This is a genomic window from Dyadobacter sp. CY323 (assembly GCF_021390245.1).
GTDB lineage: Bacteria > Bacteroidota > Bacteroidia > Cytophagales > Spirosomataceae > Dyadobacter.
On record NZ_JAJUXH010000004.1, the window covers coordinates 25,273 to 49,533 of the forward strand.

The 24,261-nt window shown below is 44.8% G+C and carries 21 protein-coding genes and 1 riboswitch; of the genes, 7 read left to right on the forward strand and 14 right to left on the reverse strand.

What is annotated here, in order from left to right; genetic code table 11:
• Positions 1–12: 12 nt before the first annotated feature.
• Complete coding sequence (locus LZG72_RS09110) at positions 13–1,560, forward strand: hypothetical protein (protein WP_233870572.1); 1,548 nt, start codon at positions 13–15, stop codon at positions 1,558–1,560.
• A gap of 9 nt (positions 1,561–1,569) precedes the next feature.
• Here the strand turns inward: LZG72_RS09110 and pyrR are convergent, their stop codons facing one another.
• The gene (gene pyrR, locus LZG72_RS09115) at positions 1,570–2,112 is read right to left on the reverse strand and encodes a bifunctional pyr operon transcriptional regulator/uracil phosphoribosyltransferase PyrR (RefSeq protein WP_233870575.1); all 543 of its coding nucleotides are present in this window, start codon (positions 2,110–2,112) and stop codon (positions 1,570–1,572) included.
• 63 nt (positions 2,113–2,175) lie between these two features.
• Between pyrR and pth the strand changes: the two genes are divergently transcribed.
• Complete coding sequence (pth, locus tag LZG72_RS09120) at positions 2,176–2,736, forward strand: aminoacyl-tRNA hydrolase (RefSeq protein WP_233870577.1); 561 nt, start codon at positions 2,176–2,178, stop codon at positions 2,734–2,736.
• A 547-nt stretch (positions 2,737–3,283) separates the two neighbouring features.
• On the opposite strand, the gene LZG72_RS09125 is transcribed toward pth, so the two are convergent.
• Positions 3,284–4,870, reverse strand: a complete 1,587-nt coding sequence (locus LZG72_RS09125; protein ID WP_233870579.1) for an OmpA family protein — start codon at positions 4,868–4,870, stop codon at positions 3,284–3,286.
• On the opposite strand from LZG72_RS09125, the gene LZG72_RS09130 reads away from it, so the two are divergent.
• On the forward strand, positions 4,752–5,636 hold the full coding sequence (locus LZG72_RS09130; RefSeq protein WP_233870581.1) for a DMT family transporter: 885 nt from the start codon (positions 4,752–4,754) through the stop codon (positions 5,634–5,636). The two genes, LZG72_RS09125 and LZG72_RS09130, sit on opposite strands and share 119 nt — an antisense overlap.
• A 12-nt stretch (positions 5,637–5,648) precedes the next feature.
• Here LZG72_RS09130 and LZG72_RS09135 read toward each other — a convergent pair whose 3' ends face one another.
• Positions 5,649–6,437, reverse strand: a complete 789-nt coding sequence (locus LZG72_RS09135) for a PhzF family phenazine biosynthesis protein (RefSeq protein WP_233870583.1) — start codon at positions 6,435–6,437, stop codon at positions 5,649–5,651.
• Between the two features lie 121 nt (positions 6,438–6,558).
• The gene (gene treA, locus LZG72_RS09140) at positions 6,559–8,109 is read right to left on the reverse strand and encodes an alpha,alpha-trehalase TreA (RefSeq protein ID WP_233870585.1); all 1,551 of its coding nucleotides are present in this window, start codon (positions 8,107–8,109) and stop codon (positions 6,559–6,561) included.
• 164 nt (positions 8,110–8,273) lie between these two features.
• A riboswitch (SAM riboswitch) is annotated at positions 8,274–8,381 on the forward strand.
• A gap of 83 nt (positions 8,382–8,464) precedes the next feature.
• On the opposite strand from treA, the gene metX reads away from it, so the two are divergent.
• A complete protein-coding gene (metX, locus tag LZG72_RS09145) occupies positions 8,465–9,514 on the forward strand; it encodes a homoserine O-acetyltransferase (protein WP_233870587.1) in 1,050 nt (349 codons plus the stop codon).
• 1 nt (position 9,515) lies between these two features.
• Here the strand turns inward: metX and LZG72_RS09150 are convergent, their stop codons facing one another.
• From LZG72_RS09150 to LZG72_RS09170, 5 genes are all read right to left on the reverse strand, one after another.
• Complete coding sequence (locus LZG72_RS09150; RefSeq protein WP_233870589.1) at positions 9,516–10,286, reverse strand: glycerophosphodiester phosphodiesterase family protein; 771 nt, start codon at positions 10,284–10,286, stop codon at positions 9,516–9,518.
• A gap of 131 nt (positions 10,287–10,417) precedes the next feature.
• The gene (locus tag LZG72_RS09155) at positions 10,418–12,730 is read right to left on the reverse strand and encodes an FdhF/YdeP family oxidoreductase (protein WP_233870592.1); all 2,313 of its coding nucleotides are present in this window, start codon (positions 12,728–12,730) and stop codon (positions 10,418–10,420) included.
• 2 nt (positions 12,731–12,732) lie between these two features.
• Complete coding sequence (locus LZG72_RS09160; protein ID WP_233870595.1) at positions 12,733–13,101, reverse strand: DUF7009 family protein; 369 nt, start codon at positions 13,099–13,101, stop codon at positions 12,733–12,735.
• Positions 13,098–13,931, reverse strand: coding sequence for a formate dehydrogenase accessory sulfurtransferase FdhD (fdhD, locus tag LZG72_RS09165; RefSeq protein ID WP_233870598.1), 834 nt, complete (start codon positions 13,929–13,931; stop codon positions 13,098–13,100). The genes LZG72_RS09160 and fdhD overlap by 4 nt, the downstream gene beginning before the upstream one ends.
• Entirely contained in the window at positions 13,921–14,526 is a 606-nt protein-coding gene (locus tag LZG72_RS09170) for a molybdenum cofactor guanylyltransferase (protein WP_255700992.1), read from the reverse strand. Before LZG72_RS09170 ends, fdhD begins: the two co-directional genes overlap by 11 nt.
• Positions 14,527–14,608: 82 nt before the next feature.
• Between LZG72_RS09170 and LZG72_RS09175 the strand changes: the two genes are divergently transcribed.
• Positions 14,609–15,652, forward strand: coding sequence for a hypothetical protein (locus LZG72_RS09175; RefSeq protein ID WP_233870604.1), 1,044 nt, complete (start codon positions 14,609–14,611; stop codon positions 15,650–15,652).
• 110 nt (positions 15,653–15,762) lie between these two features.
• A complete protein-coding gene (gene mnmA, locus LZG72_RS09180; RefSeq protein ID WP_233870606.1) occupies positions 15,763–16,866 on the forward strand; it encodes a tRNA 2-thiouridine(34) synthase MnmA in 1,104 nt (367 codons plus the stop codon).
• Between the two features lie 48 nt (positions 16,867–16,914).
• Here mnmA and LZG72_RS09185 read toward each other — a convergent pair whose 3' ends face one another.
• From LZG72_RS09185 to LZG72_RS09205, 5 genes are all read right to left on the reverse strand, one after another.
• Complete coding sequence (locus LZG72_RS09185; RefSeq protein ID WP_233870609.1) at positions 16,915–17,991, reverse strand: YncE family protein; 1,077 nt, start codon at positions 17,989–17,991, stop codon at positions 16,915–16,917.
• A 46-nt stretch (positions 17,992–18,037) separates the two neighbouring features.
• Entirely contained in the window at positions 18,038–18,817 is a 780-nt protein-coding gene (gene rlmB, locus LZG72_RS09190) for a 23S rRNA (guanosine(2251)-2'-O)-methyltransferase RlmB (RefSeq protein ID WP_233870612.1), read from the reverse strand.
• Positions 18,793–20,001 carry a GWxTD domain-containing protein gene (locus LZG72_RS09195; protein ID WP_233870615.1) on the reverse strand — a complete coding sequence of 403 codons (1,209 nt, stop codon included), beginning with the start codon at positions 19,999–20,001 and terminating at the stop codon, positions 18,793–18,795. Before LZG72_RS09195 ends, rlmB begins: the two co-directional genes overlap by 25 nt.
• A 150-nt stretch (positions 20,002–20,151) precedes the next feature.
• Complete coding sequence (locus LZG72_RS09200; protein WP_233870618.1) at positions 20,152–21,042, reverse strand: SDR family oxidoreductase; 891 nt, start codon at positions 21,040–21,042, stop codon at positions 20,152–20,154.
• 47 nt (positions 21,043–21,089) lie between these two features.
• Positions 21,090–22,010 (reverse strand): aspartate carbamoyltransferase catalytic subunit, encoded by a 921-nt coding sequence (locus LZG72_RS09205; protein ID WP_233870621.1) that lies wholly within the window; start codon positions 22,008–22,010, stop codon positions 21,090–21,092.
• Between the two features lie 469 nt (positions 22,011–22,479).
• On the opposite strand from LZG72_RS09205, the gene LZG72_RS09210 reads away from it, so the two are divergent.
• Entirely contained in the window at positions 22,480–24,201 is a 1,722-nt protein-coding gene (locus LZG72_RS09210) for a T9SS type A sorting domain-containing protein (protein WP_233870624.1), read from the forward strand.
• Positions 24,202–24,261: the final 60 nt, after the last annotated feature.

Below are 24,261 nucleotides of genomic sequence, written 5' to 3' on the forward strand. Positions count from 1 at the left end.
GAGGAAGAAGTTATGCATATCCGTTTTCTATACAACTTTCGCTTTGTGGTGATCCTGTGTGTTGCCCTGACGCCCCTGGGTAACGTTTGGGGGCAGTTGCAGCAGTCAGATCGTCTGGAAATCCCATCAAGTTCTTCAGCTTCGGAGCAGTTTGAGATTTTTAGTTTGGGTGAGGAGGGTATTTTATCTGTGATCCGGGGAAATGAATATTCCAGTTTGCGGAATGAACAGTGGCGTTTTGTGAAGTATGACACTACATTGAAGGCACAGTGGCGAAATGATTTCAAACTGGATTTCAGGTACATTCCGGTGATGGCTTACAAAGGTGTTGAGACCGGCTACTGGCTTTTCGCCGAGCCCGATACAGACCGGTTTTTGTTTCTTCAGCTAAACTTTGCGGATGGTTCCATTGATACATTTAAAGGCAATCTTCTGGCGGGAGTTGATGTGCAACAGTTCAAAGTGATTGGAAGCAAAGCCCTGATCTCCGGTTATTACCGGTCACGCCCGGTTGTGATTGTCCATTCATTTTTTGACCATACCACACGTGTTTTGCCCGGTTTGTTTGAAAAAAATACGGAGCTTAACAATGTGGATATCAATGAAATAGACGGATATATTAATGTAATTACCTACGCTTTCCGCAAGAAAAATTGTGTTTTTGAAATCAAAACGTACAATTATGACGGGAAGCTTCTAAAGAAAACTGCATTAAGCGATCCAAAAAATAGCTTTATTTCCGGCCAGATCATTCCACTCAACCCGGACGATTCTTATCTGATCGGCAACTACTCGGTGGGATGCACGCAGTATTCTCAGGGGCTCTATGTGACACATATTGAGGACGATACGCCGAAAGATCCACAATTCATCGAGTTTTCGGAACTGCAGAATTTCTTTAATTATATGAAACCGAAACGGCGTGCGCGCGTTTTGGAGAAAATTGGAAAGCGTAAAAGTCTTGGGAAAGAAAACCGTTTCAGGTACCGTTTGCTGGTCCACGAGCTGATCCAGACGGAAAATGAAATTGTTTTAGTCGCCGAGGTATATTATCCCAACCAAAGGTCTGCAAATCCGATCGTGTCCGGCGGGCTTTCCCGGCCCTATGTTTCTCGTTCTCTGGAAGGGTATAAGTACACACATGCCATCGTTTGCGGTTTCGACCGTTCAGGTAAGTTCATCTGGGATAATTGCATTACCATTAAAGACCTGACAAGTTTCGATCTTCAGGAAATGGTCCAGATCACGCCGGTGGATGATTATTTCGTTTTGGCGTATCCGCAGGATGGAGAGATCCACACTGAAGTGATCAGCAGAAATAAGGTAGTTGTTGAGAGCGAAAAATTCAAGATCAATCCTAAATCTGACAAGGATAAAGTACTGAATACCGAAGATGGTTATCTTTCACCGTGGTATGGTCAGTATTTTCTTGCCTATGGAATGCAGCGTATCGGTACTTCTTCCATGGGGCTGGGTCGTGAGGTTTTTTACGTCAATAAGCTCACTTACAATACGCAGGATATCGGGAAAATAAAAGAAGAAGCGTCACGGCCGAGATAATTGCCGACGTCAATCGACCATCCAGATGTGATCGGCGTCGAAACCCTGCTCTTTCCATTCCACCTGCACCCGCTGACTTGCCACCGTACTTACTTTCATGCCAGAATAATTGGGGTCTATCGGTAATTCACGATTGTAGCGACGATCGATTAAAACCATCAGTTCCACAACCTTTGGTCTTCCAAATGCAGTCATAGCGTCCATGGCTGCACGCACCATCCGGCCGCTCGCCAATACGTCGTCGATCAAAATCACTTTTTTTCCTTCAATCAGAAAAGGTACATTGGTTTTATTCGGTACCAGCGGGGATTCGCGCCGCCTGAAATCGTCACGGTAAAAAGTAGCGTCCAGGTAGCCGAGAGGGATATTTTTACCAGTGCGTTCCGAAAGTTCAGCGACAATCCTTTCCGCAAAATAAATTCCGCGCGGTTGCAGGCCCATTACCACGGAGTTTGAGAAATCCTGGTGATTTTCAATGAGTTGCTGGCAAAGCCGGCTGATCATGATCTCGAGAAGTGGGCTGCTAAGTATTAATCGTTTTTGGGGTACCATGTAATTTCCCTGAATTTTAGCCTAAATTAAGTGCTCGAAGATGAAATCAAAAACTTTTACCAAATGAAATACCTAATTGCCGGACTTGGTAATATTGGTCCGGAATATGCATTCACAAGGCACAATGTCGGCTTCATGGTTCTTGACCGCCTGGCGGCGGAACATGACTTTAAATTCAGTTTTGAAAAACTCGCATATGTTGCTGAATGGAAACATAAAGGCCGTCAGATCTATTTTATAAAGCCCACCACATTCATGAATCTGAGCGGCAAGGCGATCCGTTATTACATGGATCAGTTTAAAATAACTGCTGAAAATACGCTCGTAATCGTGGACGAACTCCAGTTGCCTTTTGGAACACTGCGTATTAAGCCGAAAGGAAGTCACGGAGGACATAACGGACTGAAGAATATCGAAGAACTTTTGGCTACGTCTGAATATCCCCGGCTGCGGTTTGGAATCGGTAATAATTTTCCACGCGGCAGGCAAGTAGATTACGTGCTAAAACCATTTTCCAATGATGAAATGAAGGAGCTGCCCGAATTTTTGGATCGTGGCGGGGATATGGTCCTTTCGTTTTGTACTTTGGGAATACAATCGACAATGAACAATTATAACCAATGATTGAACTTTTTAAAGAAAATATAAATATTTCAAGATTTCAATTTATTCGGTTATTATGTCATTAATTAAAATTTTAGTAATGCAATTTTAGATATAATAAGATTTTATAGGTAACTGAAAGTAGAAATTAATATTTAATTCCAAATAAAATTCGGTTTGCCAAGTTTAACCCAATTTGCAATTTCAAAATTAATAACAATATTTGCATCACGGTTTGACGAAATAAAAATTGAATAAAACCATGATGCAAATAGAAATAGTTTTATATTTGCGTTGGTAAGATAAATCTTCAATTGCGCTCTGTCTCAATACAATAGGTTCAGAATAAAATTGAAGAAACCAGGAAACTAAAAGAGTACTATTTCTGGTTAATCTGAAAAGCTGTCTGGTTCGTATATACGAGCAAGAAATAGCAGTAACAAATCAGATATTCTTACTTTATACATTTAGACAATATTCTAACACACGTGTTAGTCCAAATATTCAAGATAAGAAAAGGTTAAGGGTTTAGGAATAGTCAGTATAAAGCCATCTCAATGAGATGGCTTTATCTTTTTATGGGCTCGGCCCAAATTTCAACCCTACGGTTCGATTTCTTCAATACCTCCGACTGATTCATTTTGCTTGGCTGAGCAGATCCATATCCGCTGCCTTCAATGCGTGTGGAGGGAATTCCTTTTCCCGTCAAAACGGTTTTTACGACTTCTACGCGTTTATTTGAAAGTTCAAGGTTTTTCTCGAAGCTGCCCGTGTTGTCAGTATGGCCTTTCAAAACGATTTTTAAATCCGGCCTTTTTTGAAAATACGAAACGATGGAATCTACGTTCGCGAGAGCTGCGGTTTCGAGGGTATCGGTTCCCTGCACGAAAAACAGGGATGATAATGGGGAAGAATAGGTTTCCGGCGACAAGCTTATTAACGATTTTACCTCCTCAAATCGGTTTGAAGTACGGACATTAACACTTTTTGACTGGAACCCGTCAGCCTGAGCCGAGATTCGGTAAGATTCATGCGGGGTCAGTTCGAAATTATAAATGCCCTCGATGGTCTTTGTCTGGGCGACCAGCGAGTCATTCGCCGACTTGCGGACAACAACTTCCGCGTCATTCACAGGTTTGAGATTTCGCCCATCGTACACGCGGCCGGTCACCACGGACATGTTGCGATTTCTGGACGGTTCTTCAACCTGCGGGATTTCTTTTTTCGGTTCTTCTTCCTCGACTTCCTGCGCCACGGGTTCTTTGGATGCTTTACTGATCGTCTGATAACTTCTCCGGATAAAAACAGGTGTCATCACCCGGTCATAGACTCTGATCAGTACAATGGAGCCTGCGCTGCTTTCATGGTTTGCGATCAGATCATCCTGAAAAAAATTCAATACCTGATCCTGATCCAGCATTCCTTCGGTTCCAGGATCTTTGAATTCAAGTTTGGACTGCCCATTGATGTACATTTTGATCACCTTCGTCTCGAAATCCCGCGAATACACATAATGCACATATTGATTGGCCCTCACCGGAGCTTTCTCGCCGATCGCAAAGTCATAGAAGTTTAGTTTTCCATCATAAATATAGCTCCCGTAATCACTTTTGCGGTTTTTAAAATCCAGTACCCGTTTCCAACTGTCGAGTTCCGACATTTTGAAATAGATTTCAACCGTAAACGATTTGTTCAAAAAACCTTTTGCTTCGGCATTATTAAACTGCAGACCGCTATTTTTCTCGAAATTGTAGGTAGTCCGGCTCAGGTAATCGGAGCCAGGGATTTTTTCTTTAACATACTGACCAGGCTGCCCAAGTACTTTTAATGCAGGCCCGCCACTTTCGATCGGAGTCAGTCCATTGTTAAAATCGTACGTCCATTGATTTTGCGAAAAGGCGGGAGTAGCGAACCCAACCAGCAGAAATATTAAAAAACATCCGGCACTTTTTTTCAAAATCATTCCCAAAAATATGAAAAGTGAAACCGGAAGGCGAAAAGCATCCTGTATTTTTGGTACATAATTGTTTGTGAGTGTGAAAAACATTGGTATTGGTATCCTCTTTTCTATTTTATGGTCTTCGGCCTCGGTCGCAACTAAGTTTGGTGTACGTTCGGCTCCGCCTTTAATATTGGCAAACGTCCGTTTTTTCATTGCCGGTATCTTACTCCTTTCATTTTCTTATTTAATCGGAAAAGATAAATCTTACAGATTGCCGAACCGACAGGAATGGAAGCAACTCGCACTGTTCGGATTCCTGAATACAACGCTTTATCTCGGGCTGTACGTGTGCGCGATGAAATATACTGCCGCCGGGATCGGCAGTCTGGCAGTTTCGACAAACCCGCTAATTATCGTGCTGTTGTCTTCGTGGTGGCTCAGCAGAAAACCGAAAACGGAAGATTGGCTAGGTATTGTTCTGGGGATGGCTGGCGTTGGAATCGCCACGTACCCACTTCTGGCCGACAGTTTCACGACTAGCTGGGGAATCACGCTGCTTTTGATAAGTATGGTGGCCGTTTCCGCGGCAAGTGTTTATTATGCAACGGTGAAATGGGAGCTGCCCAACTTGCTGATCAATGGCTGGCAAGTTTTGCTTGGCGGGATTTTCCTGGTTCCAGCGACGTGGGTAATGAGTGACTTTTCAGCGATGGTCTGGGATCATGTATTCTGGGCTTCTGTACTTTGGTTGAGCCTGGCCGTGTCTATCGTGGGGTTAATATGCTGGTTTTACCTGCTTCGCATTGATACCGTGAAAGCCTCGCTCTGGCTTTTCTTATGTCCCCTTTTCGGATTTTTCTTTGCCTGGTGGCTTATGGATGAGCCGGTTACCTTGTATACCGTGTTTGGTACAATGCTGGTAATCGCAGGATTATATGCCGGGCAAAAGACCAAATTCAAAACCAGTTCCAGGAATTAGCGAGTCCGGCGATCAGTCGATCGTGATTTCGCCTTTGAGGTAAAGCCTGGCCTGGCCGCCAATGAAAACACGGTCGCCGCTCAACTCGCATTTCAAAAATCCACCGCGTTTTGATAGCTGTTTTGCAGTCATTTTTGTTTTATCCAGTTTTTCAGCCCAGTAAGGAATAAGAGTCGTGTGTGCCGAGCCGGTTACAGGATCTTCGTCAATGCCGGATTGAGGTGCAAAAAACCGTGAAACAAAGTCAACATCCTCGCCGGCGGAAGTTACAATGATACCCCGGGCCGGAATGGTGGAAAGTACGATGATATCAAAATCCAGATTCCGGACAACATCTTCGGACTCTACCACAACCAGGTAATCGGTTTTTCCTTTATAAACTTCCAGAAGCGTAGTGGTATTCAGGCTCTCCGCTAATGCCGGTGGCGGGACTGCAACGTTGTAATGATCCACTGGGAAATTCAAAGTAAGCCAATCTTCCATACAATCGACTCGCAGCTCGCCGCTCCGCGAATCGAACAGGATCGTCTGGCCTTCATAATTCTGAATGTTGAAAATCACATAAGCTGCCGCGAGGGTAGCATGTCCGCACAGATCGACTTCCACAGTAGGTGTAAACCAGCGGATATGAAAGCCTTTTTCAATGGGTACATAAAATGCAGTTTCAGCAAGATTGTTCTCAGCGGCAATGTTAATCATCGTTTCGTCAGAGAGCCATTCTTCGAGGGGAACGATTGCTGCGGGGTTTCCGCCAAATAATTTGTCAGTAAAAGCGTCAATCTGATATATCGCCAGTTTCATGAAGATCGAAAGAGTTAGTAATTACAAGGTATTAAAAATATTCCCGATTAAAAGAAGTTATAACTGGAAATTTTCAATATAATTATTGGAATGAGATAAAAAGACAGAATAAATGTAAAGGCTATCGTTTGCGGTTTTTCATACGGAGATATACTCCATTTGTCCAGCCGAAGCCTTCCTGGATTTCATATTCACCTCCGCCCGCGAGCAGATTTGTATCTGAAACATTATATTTTTCGAGCATCTTTCCCGAGTGCCTGAACTCCTTTTCGATAAGCCCGAGCCACTCCGCCGAAAGTTCATTTGCAGTACGGTGGAAATTGTAATTACGTAATCCTTTGTAGGTGATCCATTGTAGCGGAGCCCAGCCATTAGGCGCGTCCCATTGCTGCCCGGTCCGGACTGTGGTTGTCAACAACCCGCCCGATTTTAAGAAATTTAACCGGATATATGCTCTCACATAATGCGAGTGCGGTTTAGGTGCCAGTTTGAAAAACAATGGGAATGTTCCGGCAAGTGTTACTGCTTTTGTAAATGTCTGTTTCTTAAAATCAAAGTCCATATAATAATGCTTCGATTCGTCCCAAAAGTACGTCTGGATCGCCGAGGCCCGGCTGTTTGCCTTTTCCTGATATTTCAGCTGCATTTCGGGTGCATTACTTAGCAGGTACGCCTCCGAAAGCGTTTGTTCCAAATGGTACATCAGACAGTTCAGATCGATGGGAATGATGTCGGTGGTATGAATGGAAGTGAAATCGCCTTCTTCCGCAAACCAGCGACTGCTAAAATCCCATCCTGATTCAGCCGCGGCACGTATGTGTCTGAAAACCTCATGTGACGATGCATTGTGATTTTCCAATGCTTCCTGCGCAAGTTCGACGTCCTCCCGGTACGATTCGGGACGTGGCGTAGGTTTATCATCCCAGTACCTGTTCAATATAGCTCCGTCGGGCAAATGCACGACTCTCCGGTGAGCAGTGAATGGTTCGGGAGCTTCCGGGCCGGCGTCCATCCAGTAATCATACTCCTTTTGCATTTGACCCACATACTTTTTCAAAACCTTCTTTCCCTCAATTTCACTGTATAGGCGGACCATCAGCGAGAAGAACGGTGGCTGGGACCGGCTCAGATAATACGTACGGTTTGCGGTGGGGACAAAACCGAAATGATCGATCAGATATGCAAAATTGTTGATCATACTCTCAATCAAATCCACCCGGCCCGATTCCTTTAACCCCAGCAAGGTGAAATAACTGTCCCAATAGTAAATTTCCCGAAAACGTCCGCCCGGTACAACATAGGGAAATGGCAGGGGAATGAGCGAGCCACCTCTTTCCTGATTTTCAGGCTGACGCGTCAATACCGACCAAAGTCTTTTGATATGCTCTCCAACAGACATCGCAGGATCTGTCTGGAAATGAGACGCAATGTGTTCCGGAATCCTGAAATAACGGTCCACAAAAGGTGCGATGTCGAAGTCCGGATCGTACTTTTCGCGGTGATACTGCTCAATAATGTATAGAGGGTCTTCGAGCGGGATAGCATCCGCAAATGTCTTGGAATCTTTGAAAATATGACTGTTCTGAACATCCCTGAACAACGTTCCGTACAATTCTTCCGGGGAGGCGTGTGCCTCGCCATACGTATAAGAAGGGGCAAAAAATCCGAACAATGCGGGCGGTTGTTAAAGGGTACTGAACATTGGTATAGCAACAAATAACGAAGATTGATCCGTAAATGCCACTGAAAAATAGAATTTGTGCAATTATTTGCATTTTCAGGAGTCTGAACTTAATATTGCAGGATCAAGTCAATTTGCTTCACTTTTGAGCGATTGATTTATAAAGAAGAGACGAGAGACTGGGCTCTATGAACCTCTGGCAACCTGCTACCACAATGGAGAAAGGTGCTAAATCCCACCTAAGTTATTAGGAGATATAAACTCAATTCGCGTGAACTTACTGTTAGAAATTTCCGTAAGCCGAATGGCCTTTAATCTCGCACCTATAAACCTGTGCTGAGGCACCATGCAAACGGAACAAAAAATATTCAAATACCCATACGCATACGCGCTCGAAATGGGAGGGGAGTTGGCCGGTTTTGAACTCTCGTATACTACTTACGGGCAGCGAAATGCAGACGAAAGCAATATTATCTGGATTTGTCACGCGCTCACAGGCAGTTCCAATGCGGCCGAATGGTGGGATGGACTGGTAGGTGAGGGCAAATATTTTGACCCTGAAAAGCATTTCATCGTTTGTGTGAACGTACTAGGTTCGGCATACGGGTCCACCGGCCCATTATCCGTTAATCCCAAAACTCAAAAACCGTATTTCCGGGATTTTCCTGTGGTCACTGTTCGTGATGTGGTGGGTGCAATGGATTTGCTGAGACAGGAAATGGGGATCAGGAAAATCAAGATCTGCATTGGCGGTTCGCTGGGTGGCCAGCAAGCTCTGGAATGGGCCGTAGAAGTTCCAGATTTATTCGATGAACTGGTTTTGATCGCTTCCAATGCATTGCATTCTCCGTGGGGAATTGCATTCAACGAGTCACAAAGGATGGCGCTGGAAGCGGACCCGACATTTAAAGACGATTATCCCGAGGCGGGAAGTATGGGAATGCGGGCTGCCCGCTCGGTTGCGTTGCTTTCTTACCGTAATTATGATACCTACAATTTCACGCAGGCCAGGGACAATCCGGACCAGATCGATGATTTCAGGGCTTCGTCTTACCAGAAATATCAGGGAGACAAGTTTGTGAAACGCTTTAATGCGTATTCCTATTGGGTTTTATCCAAGATCATGGATTCACACAATGTGGGCCGCAACCGGGGAGGTATTGTGCATGCCCTGGGTTTGGTAAAAGCAAAAACATTGGTTTTGGGTATAAAATCCGATCTGCTTTTTCCATTATCTGAGCAGCAGTTTCTTGCCAGGCACATTCCCGATGCGGTTTTTCAGGAGATCGATTCGCTCTATGGTCACGATGGATTTTTGATCGAATACAAGCAATTGACACAGGTGATCCGTGCCTGGCAGGAAACAAACGGGCAGCTTCAAATGGCCCGCATCTAGCTTACTTCGAAAGGCTTAGCAGCAATTCGGGTTCATTCGTTGTGATAAAATCGACGTCTTTTTCCAGAAACCATTTAAGCATCGCTTCATCATTCACAGTCCAGACATTGGTCGTGAGTTTTTTCTTGCGCATTTCGGAAATGTATTCCTCTTTTTTCTTGAATACATTAAAGTGATAATCAATGCCGTCAAGTCCGGCGGCTGCGATCTCGTCCGGTGTTTTATCTCCATTCAAATACTCCACATGCGCTTTTGGAGCTAGTTGCTTCACTTTTAGGCAGACATCAAAGTCAAATGCGATGTAATCCGTGATCTTTTCGGCTTTCAATTTTTTTACCATTTCAACACATTTGGTAGCCAAAGCCAGAGATCTTTCTTTTCCCATTGAAGATGTCTTGATCTCTAAAATCAACCGCGTTTTCTTCTGTTTCAAACCTGCTTTCAGATAAGCTTCCAAGGTTGGTAACGACTCACCGTTTTCCAGTTTGATCTGAGAAAGCTCCTGCGAATTGGTCTTTTCAATATGGGTACCTTTGATCGAATGATCGTGCAGCACATATAGAACCGAGTCGGCGGACATATGCACGTCAAACTCACTGCCATAGCAACCCAGCTTGATCGCATGTTCCAGCGCACCGATCGAATTTTCCGTGGCGCCGGTATTTTTCCATGCGCCGCGGTGTGCGATGACTTTATTTTTATTTTGGGACATCCCGTCAAAAGCGGTGAGACTTAGCAAACCCGACATAATTACAAGCGCAATTCTTTTCATTTCAAATCATTTTACATTTCTAAAAAAAGCTAATTTCTGCGTTTTTTACCCAAAAAAGCAGATCATGCATATTAAAGCGAAAATTACGGCAACTTTAATTCGTACACGTTAGCCGAATGTTAAGTTTAAAATTATACGGGTGAATGCTTATTAACCCGTATGATGACCAGCTTCGAAGTGGGTGTATTGCTTTTTTTTGCCACACTGTCGATCGGGACAAGTACGTTGGTTTCGGGAAAATATGTTGCAGTACAACCTTCGGGGATTGGATATTCGACCACGGTAAATTTGCGGGCTGCCCGCGCCACTCCATTAAAATCATTATGCAGATCGACGACATCACCATTTTTCAGGTTTCTTTTTACAATGTCATTTACATTCATCAAAATAACCCGGCGTTCGTTGTAAATGCCGCGGTATCGATCATTTAAGCCATAGATCGTTGTGTTAAACTGATCGTGGCTCCGGATCGTCATCATCATCAATTCATCGCTTTCCAATTTGGTAACTTCCGGCCAGGCGATATTGAATTGTGCTTTTTTGGTACGAGTATCAAAATCACCCTCGCGGTTACAATTGGGTAGGTAAAATCCTCCCGGCTGCCTCACGCGCTCGTTATAATCCTGAAAACCAGGGATTGTACGCTCGATATCCGCCCGGATAATGTCGTAATCCAACACGTATTCGTCCCATTGAATTTTGCTTCGCCGGCCTAATGTTGCTTTCGCCAATCGGCAGACAATCTCCGTTTCGCTTAAAAGATATTCCGAAACCGGTGGCAGCACACCCCGCGACATTTGGACCACGCCCATTGAATTTTCACAGGAAACAAACTGGTTTTCGCCATTTCGGATGTCCCTATCACTTCGTCCGAGGCAGGGTAATATGAGCGCTTCTTCACCGTGAACCAAATGACTCCGGCTCGGCTTTGTGGAAACATGGACGGTCAACTTGCATTTAGTCAGCGCCTCAGCTGTGAATTGGGTATCCGGAGTGGCCGAAAGAAAATTGCCGCCCATTGCAAAAAACACTTTGGCTTTGCCTTCATGCATCGCTTTGATCGATTCAACGACATCATACCCATGTTTTCGCGGAGGATCAAACTGAAAGTTGTATTGAATGCTGTTCAGGAATTTTTCAGAAGGTTTTTCGAAAATTCCCATTGTCCGGTCTCCCTGCACATTGCTGTGTCCGCGCACGGGGCAGGTACCCGCGCCCGGCTTTCCGATGCTGCCTTTGAGCAAAAGCAAATTGGCGACTTCTTTGATGGTATCGACTGCATTTTTGTGCTGCGTCAGTCCCATCGCCCAGCAAACGATGATCCGGCTTTTGCTGGCAAGTACATTTGCAGCTTCACTAATTTGCGTTAGAGAAATTCCACAATTTTCAGCCAGTTTCTCAACATTACATTCTTTCAGGTTTTGAATAAAATCGGAATATCCTTCCGTATTTTTTTGAATAAAATCCTGATCGAAAACAGTTCCGGGATTCCGTTCTTCCTTTTCCAAAAGCAGCTTTTCAATGGCTTGGAGCAATGCCATATCCCCATTGATCTTTATTTGCAGGAAAATATCCGTCAGACCGGGTTTAATGCCCAGAACGCCGCCGACAGTTTGCGGGTTATTGAAACCCATTAACCCGGTTTCAGGCAATGGATTTACAGAAATGATCGTTGCACCATTTGCTTTCGCCTTTTGCAATGCAGTGAGCATTCTCGGATGGTTGGTACCCGGATTTTGACCCAAAATCATGATCACCTCGGCTTCATAAAAATCGTCGAGTGTAACCGATCCTTTTCCAATTCCAAGCGATTCGCCCAATGCGACGCCGCTGCTTTCGTGACACATATTACTGCAATCGGGCAGGTTATTGGTGCCAAATTCACGTACAAAAAGCTGATACAAAAATGCGGCTTCGTTGCTCGTACGGCCGGAAGTGTAAAAAATGGCTTCATCCGGTGAACGAAGCCGGTTCAGTTCCAGACCAATTTTATCAAATGCCGCATTCCAGGTAATTGGCTGATAATGGGTTCCGCCGGCCGGTAAAAACATAGGCTGCGCAATGCGTCCTTTTCCGCCAATTTCGTAATCGGAAAGCTTTCCGAGCTCCTGAACGGAATTCTGGGAGAAAAAATCAGCAGTTAATTTTTTCAATGTGGCTTCTTCGGCGACAGCGCGGGCGCCGTTTTCACAGTATTCTGCAATGCCGGAACGCTCGTCGTCGGGATCGGGCCAGGCGCAGCTGGGGCAATCAAAACCCCCTTTTTTATTCAGATTAAACAAAGCTTTCATGCCTCGTTTTACTCCCGCTTCTTCAACGATTTTCTGAAAGCTGGAAACAACGGCCGGAGCGCCAGCCGCAATTTTCTTGATCTCACCTTGCTTCAATCCAGTGAGTTTTTCGGGATTTTCGGCTCCGGGAACGACGGTTGTTGAGTCAGCCATTTTTAGCAGGTTTTATTCGGATTTTCATAGTTGTCAGACTGATCCTCCGACACATTGTCCAGGCATTTAAAATCCTTTTCAATCAGCAGATATAATGAATCGAACTCATTGAGAGGCATTTGATTATCAAACCCTACTACGTTATTATCGGCCCAGTCGACCGCAAAAGTTGCCGGTACCGATAATGTGATCGAGCCATTCAGATAGGAAGCTGAAAGTGATGCTACTTCCGGATCCGATTTCACGATATAGGTAAATGAAGTCGGGCCGAATGAAGTCTGCTCTTTCAGATATCCTTCCTTTGCCAGCTTTTCCACTTCTGTACGGGATAGCCGGTACCTCACCGAATTGCCTTGAATGCGTATTTTCATATTCCTTCTATTCTGTCAAAACCGGTGTAAACATTGAACCGGTCATTTTTTAAAAAACCAATAAGCGTAATGCCGCTTTCCTCAGCCAGTTCCACGGCAAGACTGGATGGTGCACCAATCGCAGCAACGATTTGAATTCCCGCCATGGATGCTTTTTGTATCAACTCAAAACTGGCCCGGCCACTGAGTAAGAGTATGTGAGAAGATAATGGTAAGATGTTGTCCATGAACATATTACCGATCAGTTTATCAAGTGCATTATGACGTCCCACATCTTCGCGGAGTGTAATCAGATTTCCTTTTAAATCAAAAAGCGCGGAGGCGTGCAAGCCGCCGGTATTCTCAAAAACCAGCTGAGATTCCGAGATTTTGTCTTTCAATGTCAGTAAAGTTTCCTTATCAACTCGAACTGTATTTTGATTTTCCGCAAAAACCGAAACCGTCTTGATCGCATCGATACTTGCTTTTCCACAAACGCCGCAGCTGGATGTCGTATAAAAATTACGTTCGAGCGTATTCAGGCCCGGGCTGAAATTGTCAGCTAATGTTACCAGAACGGAGTTTTCTTTTAAAACGGATACTTGAATACTCTCCACCTGATCCGCATTGCGGATGATGCCCTCCGTGAACAAAAAACCGGCCGCCAGTTCCTCATCATTACCAGGTGTGCGCATGGTTACCGAAATGCTTTTCTCCCGAAATTTTCCGGCTTCCAGGTATTTCAGCCGGATTTCGAGCGGTTCTTCTACCGCCAGGTTGTCTTCCAGATCAATCGTTTCCAGAGTACCGACGCGTCTGATCTTTTTTTGAAATACCGCATTAATTTCCATTCTCATGATCATTTTGCCTGGCAAGCAGGTCGCGAACTTTTTTGAAATCCTCCGGCGTGTCTATGCTTGTCACAACGTTTTTCGATTCAGGCCGATACTTTTCTGCACCGACTTTTTGTAAAAAATATTGAAGAGCATAGTCGCCATTCTCATAATTAATACGGAGTATAGGAGCACAATCACTTGAATACCAGGCAAGCAACGGTTCGTATTTATCCGCCTCATTATAGAAAGCAGCAGCCAGCGTATCTCTTTTAATGGAATGCAAAAAAAATGTCAATTCCCGAATTGTTAAAAAAGGATAATCACATCCCGCGACGAGCAGATCGTGGCCAGGATATGTTTGAAAAGCACTCAGGATAGCTGCAATAGGCCCATTGCCTGAAAATTGAGGTAGATCGACGACTCTTTCGTAGTTACCAGATATAGTTCCGGCTTGCCCGGCATTGCAGGAAATGACCACTTTTTCACATAACGGCACTAATGTGTGATGAACATGCTCGTATTGCGGTTTTTCGTAGTAAACCAGTTGACTTTTATCGGTTCCCATTCGCAAGCTTTGACCACCACAAACTACGATTCCGTATACTCCCATTGTTTTTTGAAAACAAAATTGACTACTGCTTGTTAACCGGCATATTTTCAAACAATCAGTCAAATATGCGTAACTTCCTTTTATGGAACAGGGGGATGTCAAAATTTTAAAAAAGAAACCGATCTATCCGGTCAGCCCGGAGCTGAGGAAATACTTGCGGGCCTATCAGCGGGATGCGCGACTGCCTGTGGGCTATAACGAGCTTCTGAATTTCTACGAATCGTTTCCATTGATGGACAAAAACGGCAAGGATACGCTTTGGGAAAGTCCATTGTACCCGCCGCATGAAATGGAAATCCTGCATACCGGATTGAAAAAAGTATATGCCATGCTCAAAGCATCAGGTAACCTCCGCATTGTCGAACATAAGTACATCGACCGGATTGATTACTGCAAGTTTGGAAATTCCAACCCATTCAGGGTCAAAATCGTAAACCGGCTGAATGACATTTACGATTATTTCTATGTCAAAAAAGCGGATGCATCGCGTATTTACGGGCTGGAACTGGAAGAGATTTTTTCCCCGAATCAGGTCAATTACCTGGTTGATGGCGACACGCTGATCGAGGAACACATTGCCGGGATTCCGGGCGATGAATTTGCAAAAACGCGTCTTCGCGAACCTGACTACAACCCTATCCGAATTGCGAAGGAATTTGTGAAGTTTAATGAACGCTGCATGATCACGCTTTTAGGCGATATGCGGTCCTACAATTTCGTCATGCAGATCACCCCCGATTTTGACGATTTCCAGTTCCGGCTACGTGCTATTGATTTTGACCAGCAATTTTATGAGGGGAACGTGAAGGTGTATATGCCCCAGTTTTTCAAGGAAAACAGGCCGTATGTGGAGCTAGCGATGGAATATCTGACGGATAAAACGGTCGTACAGTATCAGCAGGAAGAACAGTCGTCCATTATGTATCAGGCCAGAAGTGAACGTTATCGTTTGAAAGAACTACGGGACGTTTCGATCAAAGACAAAATCTCAACCATTGACAACATTCACGAACTACGCGAGGGACTTTTCAAACATTACGCCGACCCGCATTACCATCATTGCGAAACCATGACGGAGATTATCGAGCTGAATATTAAGAACATTATCAGGCAGGTGATTGCGTGATTACGCCTCACAAATCCTTACCTTTGCGGAACCAAGTGGGCAGTGTTGCCTGTTCCCCAAACTTCAACTTTAATCAATCGGAAGGCATTCAACCTTCGCAGATTCGCAAAATGAGTAAACACGGACGTATTCTGGTCGCCATGAGTGGCGGCATCGACAGCTCACTCGCAGCTGTTATGTTACACGAACAAGGTTATGAGGTCATCGGAATGACGATGAAAACCTGGGATTACGCCAGCAGCGGCGCCAGCAAAAAAGAGACAGGATGCTGTTCGCTGGATTCCATTAACGACGCCCGCAACATCGCGGTCGAATTAGGCTTTCCCCATTATATATTAGACATACGTGCCGAGTTCGGAGATTACGTGATCGACCATTTCACAGGTGAATACCTGGAAGGGCGCACGCCAAATCCATGTGTTTTGTGCAATACCCACATCAAATGGGACGCGCTTTTACGCCGCGCGGACAGGCTGGATTGTGAACACATTGCGACGGGCCATTATGCTAATATGCAATTCCATAATGGAAGGCATTATGTTTCAAAAGGCATCGATAGCTGGAAAGATCAAAGTTATGTGCTTTGGGGAGTCTCGCAGGAAAGTCTGTCACGTACCAAGTTGCCGCTGGGTTATCTGCACAAATCCGAAATCAGGGAAATGGCGCGGGAACGGGGATTTATTGACCTGGTGAATAAAGCAGAAAGTTACGAGATATGCTTTGTGCCTGACAACGACTACCGCGGATTTCTGAAAAGGAGAATTCCTGGCCTTGAAGCCGAGGTGGCAGGCGGAAATTTCGTTTTCGAGGATGGTACCATTGTCGGAAAACACGAAGGTTATCCGTTTTACACGGTTGGTCAACGAAAGGGATTAGGTATCGCGCTGGGCAAACCGGCGTTCGTGACAGAAATCAGAAAAGATACCAATGAAGTTGTTCTAGGTGATCTGCCGGATCTTTTCCGCGACGGAATGCACGTTGGTAAAATCAATCTGCAAAAATATGCATCCATTAAAGGCGCGATGGAAACGGTTACAAAAGTCCGTTACAAACATGATGGGACACCAGCTACGATTGTACAAACCGAGCCGGATAAAATCGTAGCCCGTTTTCACGATGGCGTCAACGGAATTGCTCCCGGGCAGGCGGCTGTTTTTTATGAGGGGGATGACGTCGTAGGCGGGGGCTGGATTTTGAAGAGTTTTCGACAATAAAGAAGACTGTCTTGATTGCCAGGACAGTCTTCTTATATCTTCAGCTTATTACAGCGCCTGAATTGCCCAATTAACTTTGTCGCCTGCTTTTTCACTGGTGATCACATATAGCTGGTCACCTTTTGCGTTGACAAATACATAATGCGGTTCAATTGCTGACAGGTCCGAAGTATTTTTCTTCACTGCTATTTTTCGCAGATAAGTTAGATTAGTGGCGTCATAAACGTACACATATGGAAGTGTCCGGCTTTGAGGAGAGCTATTGTAATCGATTACAGTCGGAAGTAAGTAAAGCCTGTTTGCAGCTGCTGAGTGATCAAGCGAAAGGATTCTTTTCATGTTATCAACCGTATTATTAATGGTGTCTAATCCGATTGTGCCATTATATACCATATCTTGTTCCTGATCGTCCGACAATCTCATCACCGTTTGCCCTTTCAAAAAAACACGCTTACCGTCCTCAGAAAACCAGAGATCACCCTCGACCGGGTAATCCCCATGATACCTGGAATCATACATTGAAGACGCTACGCCTTCGCGAACATTGAATTTGGCGATGTCAGACGGGCCGAGGTTATTGTCTGTCACATACATGAAATTTCCGGCCGGGTGCAGTTTACCTTTTGAACCCGCATAAATAGAGGAACCCAAACTCAACGTTTCTTTACCGGTAGTAAGGTCGAGACAATGAATATTTTCCCACTGATCTCTTTTTGGGAAAACATAAGCCCACTTGTTATTGCCCAGAACAATATCCAGTGCTTCACAAGAAACGTTAAGCGTATTAATTACTTTTTTTGCGCTCAAATCCACGTAGGAAAGATGTGCGTCGAAGCCTACAACCGCAAAATTACCATCGCTGGAAATGGAAACGCTCATTGGAGAAAAGTCGAGAGGGATTTTATCCGTACTGTTCCGGGAGGGCGTGAGGATATTAAGCTGGCTTGGATTCGTCGAAACGTATACCAAAATGTCTTTGACCTTCGAATATTCGGCATCCGTGATCGCAACGTCACGAGGCAGCAGAACTTCGCCGTCAGGCATAACATCCTTTTTTTTTCGGCAGCTGTTAATGGTCATCAGCGCGGTGCCGATGAGGAGGATTGTAAGTAAATAGACGCGCATTAATAGGATCAGAGGACGTTGTAAAAAGTTTTTGTCTTACTTGGAGTCATTTACCGTTGGGAATCCGCTGCCTTACAGCCTCGTAAAGTATGATCGAACTCGCCACAGATACATTCAGCGATTCCACTTGCCCGGTTAATGGGATTTTCGCGCCGCTATCGGCGAGTTGAATAAATTCTTTCGAAATCCCATCTTCTTCCGACCCCATAATGATCACCGTTGGAATGGAAAAATCGATTTCGTAAAGTGATTTTTCTGTTTTTTCTGTACATGCAATGATTTGTAAACCGCTGTTTCTCAGATATTGCAGAGTTTCATACAGATTAGGTTCGCGGCAAATCGGAAGGAAGTTCAATGCGCCTGACGAGGTCTTCATCGCATCTGCATTAATCTGCGCGCCGCCTTTTGTGGGGACAATGATTGCCTGCACACCTGCGCATTCGGCTGTTCTTGCAATCGCTCCGAAGTTGCGTACATCGGTTACCCGGTCCAACAAAAGGAAAAGAGGTGTTTTACCATCTTCATATACCTGCGTCAGCACATTGTGAAGCGGCATATATTGGATAGGCGAAACAAATGCGATGACACCCTGGTGATTTTTTCGCGTAATGCGGTTCAGTTTTTCAACTGGTACCCGCTGCAATGGAACGCCCAGTTCCTTTGCGAGTTTTTCGATTTCGTTAAGTCCGAATTCTCTTTGTACAAAAAGCCTTTCTATCTCTTTTCCCGAACGAAGGGTTTCAATAACAGACTGTGTCCCGAACACCATATCGGCCTGGGACTGTCTTGGGGCGGGTTTTCTTACCGTATACTGCCGTTTCTCCATGCTTCTACTACTGGATACCAGATTGGCTGGTATTCGGCATACCGAACCAGTTCATAATGATCATCCACAAATTGATTGTTTCTTCTGTTAAATGTAAAATTGACGTTTTGGGCATTTCCGCGCTGGTCGTAGGTCCAAACCTCACGGTCTTTGCTTCTCTGAACCTTATCCGGTGGCCCCAAAACAATGTAAATCATGCCTTTATCCGTTTTCCAGCCTTCTTTATAAGTCGTGAAAAGCTGGTTGGCTTCTTCCACACGTCCGTAAAACGAGCGGATCGATTGCTGGGCTAATGGGGCATTCCCATTCATGAGCGTTAACCAGTATTTGTCCAGCGCCTTTTTATAATCTTCCGCTTTTTTAATCTCGTTTATCTCATTGTTTGTACTCATATAAAGCAACGGTCCAAGCAAAAGCTGGGGACGTGTTACTTTTGGGAATCGTTCATTAACAACCAGAATACCAAGTCCTTCTGACTGCGTAGTGTCTGCGAAAACATTGTAAAGTCCTTCTTTGGTAAAATGAAGTGTTTCTCCCGTGCTGATGGTAAAAGTGCTGTCCACTTCCAGCGATTTGGCACCTGCTTTTGAGGCAATGTTCATGGGTGAACCGGCTGGCTCAAAATCATGATTGTAATAAAAAACGTGAAGCTGATCGTTACCTTCGCCGGCTTTCTTTAACGTAAAAGGTTCATTTGTATTGATGTAATGCCGTTGCAGCGGCCGGCTGGACGCCCCGGTGTAAACGCCATAAGTCTGGCTGACATCCAGTTTTTTGAAGCGGACCGTAAGATCATTCAACACCTTTTTTAATGTTCCTACCTGACTGATTTCACTCAAAAGGACGCCATATTCCTTGTTAGGGCTTTTAAGATCATAGGAAACCACAATTTTTTCACCAACCTGCGAAACATTGGAAGAATCCAGCTTTACATTCCCATATCCAAGCCGGTCCCTCGTTCCATAGTCTGAATAAATGACGTAGTTGAGGTTATAGGTCCTGATAAATTCAGAGACAGAAATCGGCTTTTTACCTTTAAATGCATCTACGTAAAGGTAAATTTTGGCCTGCATCGTGTCTTTCAGTAGGTATTTGCTTTGGATCGCAACCAGGGATGGCTCCTCGTTCACCGGTGCAGATTGCGTCTGGGAGGGACGTACCTGCGCTTCCGGAAGTTGTTTCATTGACTTATTGGATGAAGCACAACCGGCGATCAACAAAACAGAAAAAATATAGAGGCAAAAGCTTAAACTTGTTCGCATATACATGGTTTCATCATTTGTCAAATAACGAAGGAACCTCCAAAATTACCCAATAAAACGGTAAGAAAATTTTTATTCTGGTTTCTTGCTGTTCCGGTTCGCGTTTTTGATCTGATCTTCAATAGCATCCCATTGATCATCAGTAACTTCATTAAGGAAATTGAACTGGCCCGCGCTTAACACTTCACCACCATCCAGCGTGATCACTTCTCCCGTCATGTAGGCAGAAAAATCGGACATGAGGTAGGCCGCAAGATTAGCCAGTTCCTGATGATCACCCACGCGTTTTAGCGGAATGCGGTTTTCGAAAGAGAATTTCTTTGAAAGTTCCTCGGGGAAAAGTCTTTCCCACGCGCCTTTGGTTGGGAAGGGCCCGGGAGCGATCGCATTCAGCCTGATCCCGTGATCCGCCCATTCGAATGCCAGCGATTTGGTCATGGCGAGCACCCCGGCTTTGGCCATTGCGGAAGGTACTACCCAGCCCGAGCCCGTCCAGGCATATGTCGTCGAGATATTAAGTACTGTGCCTTTTATGTTTTTATCAATCCAATATTTGCCAAGTGCGAGCGTAAAATAGTAGGTACCACGCAAAACGATATCTACCACCACATCCACTGCTTTGTAGGACAAACGCTCGGTCGGGCTGATGAAATTTCCCGCCGAATTGTTGACCAAACCATCGACCTGCCCGAATTTCTCTATGGTTTTTTGAATAACATTTTCGATCTGGTCGGTTTTACGGACGTCGCATTCTACGCACAATACTTGGCCGCCGGTTAATTCTCTCAGTTCTTCCGCCGTTTTTTCAAGTACTTCGAAGCGACGGCTACAGATCACGATGTTCGCGCCAAGTGTGAGGAAATACGTGGCCATGGATTTTCCCAATCCTGTTCCGCCACCGGTGACAATAATGGTTTTATTTTGCAGCGCATCGTCGCGGAGCATGCCTTGTGTATAAGCCATGTGATGAAATGCTATGATTTAATGAAGAAGCATTTAGTCGATTTCAACTACTGCTGAGCGAGCAGGTACAAGACCGCCATCCGAACGGCGACCCCGTTTTCGACCTGATTTAGGATAATGGAGTGACTTGAGTCGGCGGCATCGGATGAGAGTTCCACGCCTCGGTTAATGGGGCCAGGGTGCATCAATACAATTTCTTTGTCGAGGCTATCGAGCATCTGTTTGTTGATCCCGTAATACAGCGAGTATTCCCGCAATGATGGGAAATATTTGATCTGCTGCCTTTCCAGCTGAATCCGCAAAACATTAGCTACATCGCACCATTGCAAAGCTTCTTTTACATTATGGCCGATTTTTACGCCTAATTCACCAAGATGTTTGGGAATGAGCGTTGAAGGTCCGCAAACCATAACGTCCGCGCCTAATTTTTGCAGACAAAAAATATTGGATAACGCTACTCTGGAATGTGTGATATCTCCGATTATAGCGATTTTTTTACCCGTCAGATCTCCTAATTTCTCGCGCATCGAAAATGCATCCAGCAACGCCTGGGTCGGGTGCTCATGAGTACCATCGCCCGCATTGACCACATTTGCAGGAATTCGGCTTGAAAGGTAATGGGGGGCACCTGGGCTGCTGTGACGCATCACGATCATGTCCACCTTCATCGCCAGGATATTATTGACGGTATCCAGCAACGTCTCGCCTTTTTTTACCGAGCTGCCCGATGCAGAAAAGTTAACAACATCTGCGGACAGCCTTTTTTCTGCTAGCTCAAAAGATAAACGGGTACGGGTGGAATTTTCGAAAAAAACGTTGGCAATGGTAATGTCCCGGAGCGAAGGGACTTTCTTGATCGGCCTGTTAATGACTTCCTTGAACTGAGTCGCAGTATCTAATATGGTTTGAATGTCATTCTCGTTCAGGTTTTTAATTCCAAGTAAGTGCCGAACTGAAAGTTTTGTCATTACCGATATGCTATTGAAAGTTTGGCAAAGATAGTAAGGAAGAGTTCAATGAGGAAATTCAAGTGCTTTTTTACAGCAAACAATTAGTCGGGGAAAAATCATCAGTATGAAAGTTGACTCAATGTGGCGGGCCATCTCCTAATACGAATGAAAAACCTTCGCTTCTAAAACATCGGGATGGCCGCAGGAAAGTTTCAATGGCCGTTAAATAAAATTACTTTTAGCCAGAATATATTTTCTTGATTTGATGGTAGACTTTTTACAGTTTTTACTATTTTTGTTCATACCCGAAAATTAAGATCCGGGTAGTTACAATCACCTACTCTTCCCCTCTATATTGCTGTAAATCAGCAATTTAATTCTAAAAACTTTTTTGTGGTTTCTGATTATCCGGTCTAGCAGATCGATGGGTCCGGTATGTCCGTTGCGTCGCCATATTTTCTATTTTGTACACTAAAAACCAACATATATGCACGTAAAAACTTTTACTCTTTTAATCTTCCTTCACACATCTCTTACTGCGCTCGCTCAGCTTAACGTTAATTTTCCTCCTGCCAGAATGGTATATCAGCGAAACACCTCCGGTAATGCCGTCGTGTTCATCAATGGTACTTACACAGCATCCATTGACAAGATAGAGGCAAGATTGAAAAATCGTGGCGGGGAGCCTGGTAGCGAGGTGGGTTGGACCGAAATGGCCAATGTCAGCGGTAATGTTTTTTCGGGCTCTTTAACTGCTGTGGGTGGCAGGTATGATCTGGAAGTACGTGGGATGAAAAACGGACAACAGGTAGGAAGCAGCGCAACCGTTGAAAAAGTGGGTGTAGGCGAGGTATTTCTGATTGTGGGGCATTCCAATGCGGCTGCCGCCGGAGAATCCATTGATATGCTGGGTGCCGAAAGCGATTTGGTGAATTCCATTAACACCAAAGCCAATCCGCAGCTTTACCAGGATTACCTGACGTTCGGGACCGCAGATTACCTTCCACCTTTGCAGCCAACCAAGTTATGCCAGAGCTGCGGCATCGCTCCGATGGCGGAATATCCCTGGTTATGGTCACGCCTGGGCGATTTGCTGGTTGCTCCCGATGCATTAAATGTTCCCGTGCTTTTTTACAGTGCAGCCTTTGGGGGAAGTAATATGGATGCTACCTACAAGTCAGCCTACAACATTCCTTTTGATCATGGCTTTATTAAATATAGCATTCGAATGCCGTATGCGAATATCCGGAATACGATGAATGCATATGCTCCGCGTACGGGGCTGAGGGCGATCCTTTCCATGCATGGAATAAATGATCTGGATGCCACGGCCGATGAATTCAAATTCAGGAGCCAGATGGTGATCGAGAAAACCAGGGAAGAATCCGGTTACCAGCAGCTGCCCTGGATGATCGCCACGTCCTGTTATAATAACGGAGTTGTTGCAACCATCACCGCAGGTCAGGAGGCGCTGATCAGTACAGTTCCGAATGTATTCAGAGGGGCTGATCTGAATAAGATCCTGAACGATGGCAGGTATGACGGGCTCCATTTCAACGGGTCCGGACAGCAGCAAGCTGCCCAGCGGTGGAGAGATGCGATTTTGGACCCGGTTGTGAACATCAGACAGAATGCACAATCATTTATGGCGAGTGCCCCACCGCTTCCCGGGCCGCCATTACCGGTAACTTTAATACAATTCAGGGGTAAAAAAACTGCCTATGGTCCAAACGAGCTGGAATGGGTCACTTCGTCGGAAAAAAACAACGACTATTTTGAAATACAGAGCAGTACGGATGCTGTTCAGTTTGAGGTGATCGGGAATGTAAAAGGAGTTGGGGACAGCAAGGAAAATGTCACGTATTCCTTTTCTGATGAAACTCCTGCCAAATCGGTTACTTATTACAGACTCAAACAAGTCGATTTCGACGGTACTGAATCTTTATCAAGAATCATAGCAGTTCAGGGTGTACTGGATACTTTCGACGAGTTTGTCTATCCTAATCCGGCACAGCATTACATTGAGATTGCGACAGACAATGGAGAGACGGTTGAGGAACTGACGTTGTTCGATTTAAAAGGAAATACCTTACTGAAGAAAAGCAAATCGGCTCAGGTGGATGTTTCCAAACTTAGCAAAGGAGATTATTTCATACAGTTCAAACTAAGTTCAGGGGCGTCTGTCAGAAAGAAAATAGCCAAAATGTAACTTATCTGCAATTCTTGCACTTAATTTTGACCATCAGTTGTACTTTAATAGGGTTACCAG

Coding starts and splice junctions, on each gene's coding strand:
- LZG72_RS09125 (WP_233870579.1), bottom strand. CDS start 4,870: ATGAAAAAACGGACGTTTGCCAATATTAAAGGCGGAGCCGAACGTACA.
- LZG72_RS09170 (WP_255700992.1), bottom strand. CDS start 14,526: ATGGGAGTATACGGAATCGTAGTTTGTGGTGGTCAAAGCTTGCGAATG.
- LZG72_RS09175 (WP_233870604.1), top strand. CDS start 14,609: ATGGAACAGGGGGATGTCAAAATTTTAAAAAAGAAACCGATCTATCCG.
- LZG72_RS09210 (WP_233870624.1), top strand. CDS start 22,480: ATGCACGTAAAAACTTTTACTCTTTTAATCTTCCTTCACACATCTCTT.
- LZG72_RS09110 (WP_233870572.1), top strand. CDS start 13: ATGCATATCCGTTTTCTATACAACTTTCGCTTTGTGGTGATCCTGTGT.
- LZG72_RS09205 (WP_233870621.1), bottom strand. CDS start 22,010: ATGACAAAACTTTCAGTTCGGCACTTACTTGGAATTAAAAACCTGAAC.
- LZG72_RS09185 (WP_233870609.1), bottom strand. CDS start 17,991: ATGCGCGTCTATTTACTTACAATCCTCCTCATCGGCACCGCGCTGATG.
- pyrR (WP_233870575.1), bottom strand. CDS start 2,112: ATGGTACCCCAAAAACGATTAATACTTAGCAGCCCACTTCTCGAGATC.
- LZG72_RS09135 (WP_233870583.1), bottom strand. CDS start 6,437: ATGAAACTGGCGATATATCAGATTGACGCTTTTACTGACAAATTATTT.
- LZG72_RS09200 (WP_233870618.1), bottom strand. CDS start 21,042: ATGGCTTATACACAAGGCATGCTCCGCGACGATGCGCTGCAAAATAAA.
- metX (WP_233870587.1), top strand. CDS start 8,465: ATGCAAACGGAACAAAAAATATTCAAATACCCATACGCATACGCGCTC.
- rlmB (WP_233870612.1), bottom strand. CDS start 18,817: ATGGAGAAACGGCAGTATACGGTAAGAAAACCCGCCCCAAGACAGTCC.
- pth (WP_233870577.1), top strand. CDS start 2,176: ATGAAATACCTAATTGCCGGACTTGGTAATATTGGTCCGGAATATGCA.
- LZG72_RS09160 (WP_233870595.1), bottom strand. CDS start 13,101: ATGAAAATACGCATTCAAGGCAATTCGGTGAGGTACCGGCTATCCCGT.
- LZG72_RS09195 (WP_233870615.1), bottom strand. CDS start 20,001: ATGAAACAACTTCCGGAAGCGCAGGTACGTCCCTCCCAGACGCAATCT.
- LZG72_RS09155 (WP_233870592.1), bottom strand. CDS start 12,730: ATGGCTGACTCAACAACCGTCGTTCCCGGAGCCGAAAATCCCGAAAAA.
- LZG72_RS09150 (WP_233870589.1), bottom strand. CDS start 10,286: ATGAAAAGAATTGCGCTTGTAATTATGTCGGGTTTGCTAAGTCTCACC.
- fdhD (WP_233870598.1), bottom strand. CDS start 13,931: ATGGAAATTAATGCGGTATTTCAAAAAAAGATCAGACGCGTCGGTACT.
- mnmA (WP_233870606.1), top strand. CDS start 15,763: ATGAGTAAACACGGACGTATTCTGGTCGCCATGAGTGGCGGCATCGAC.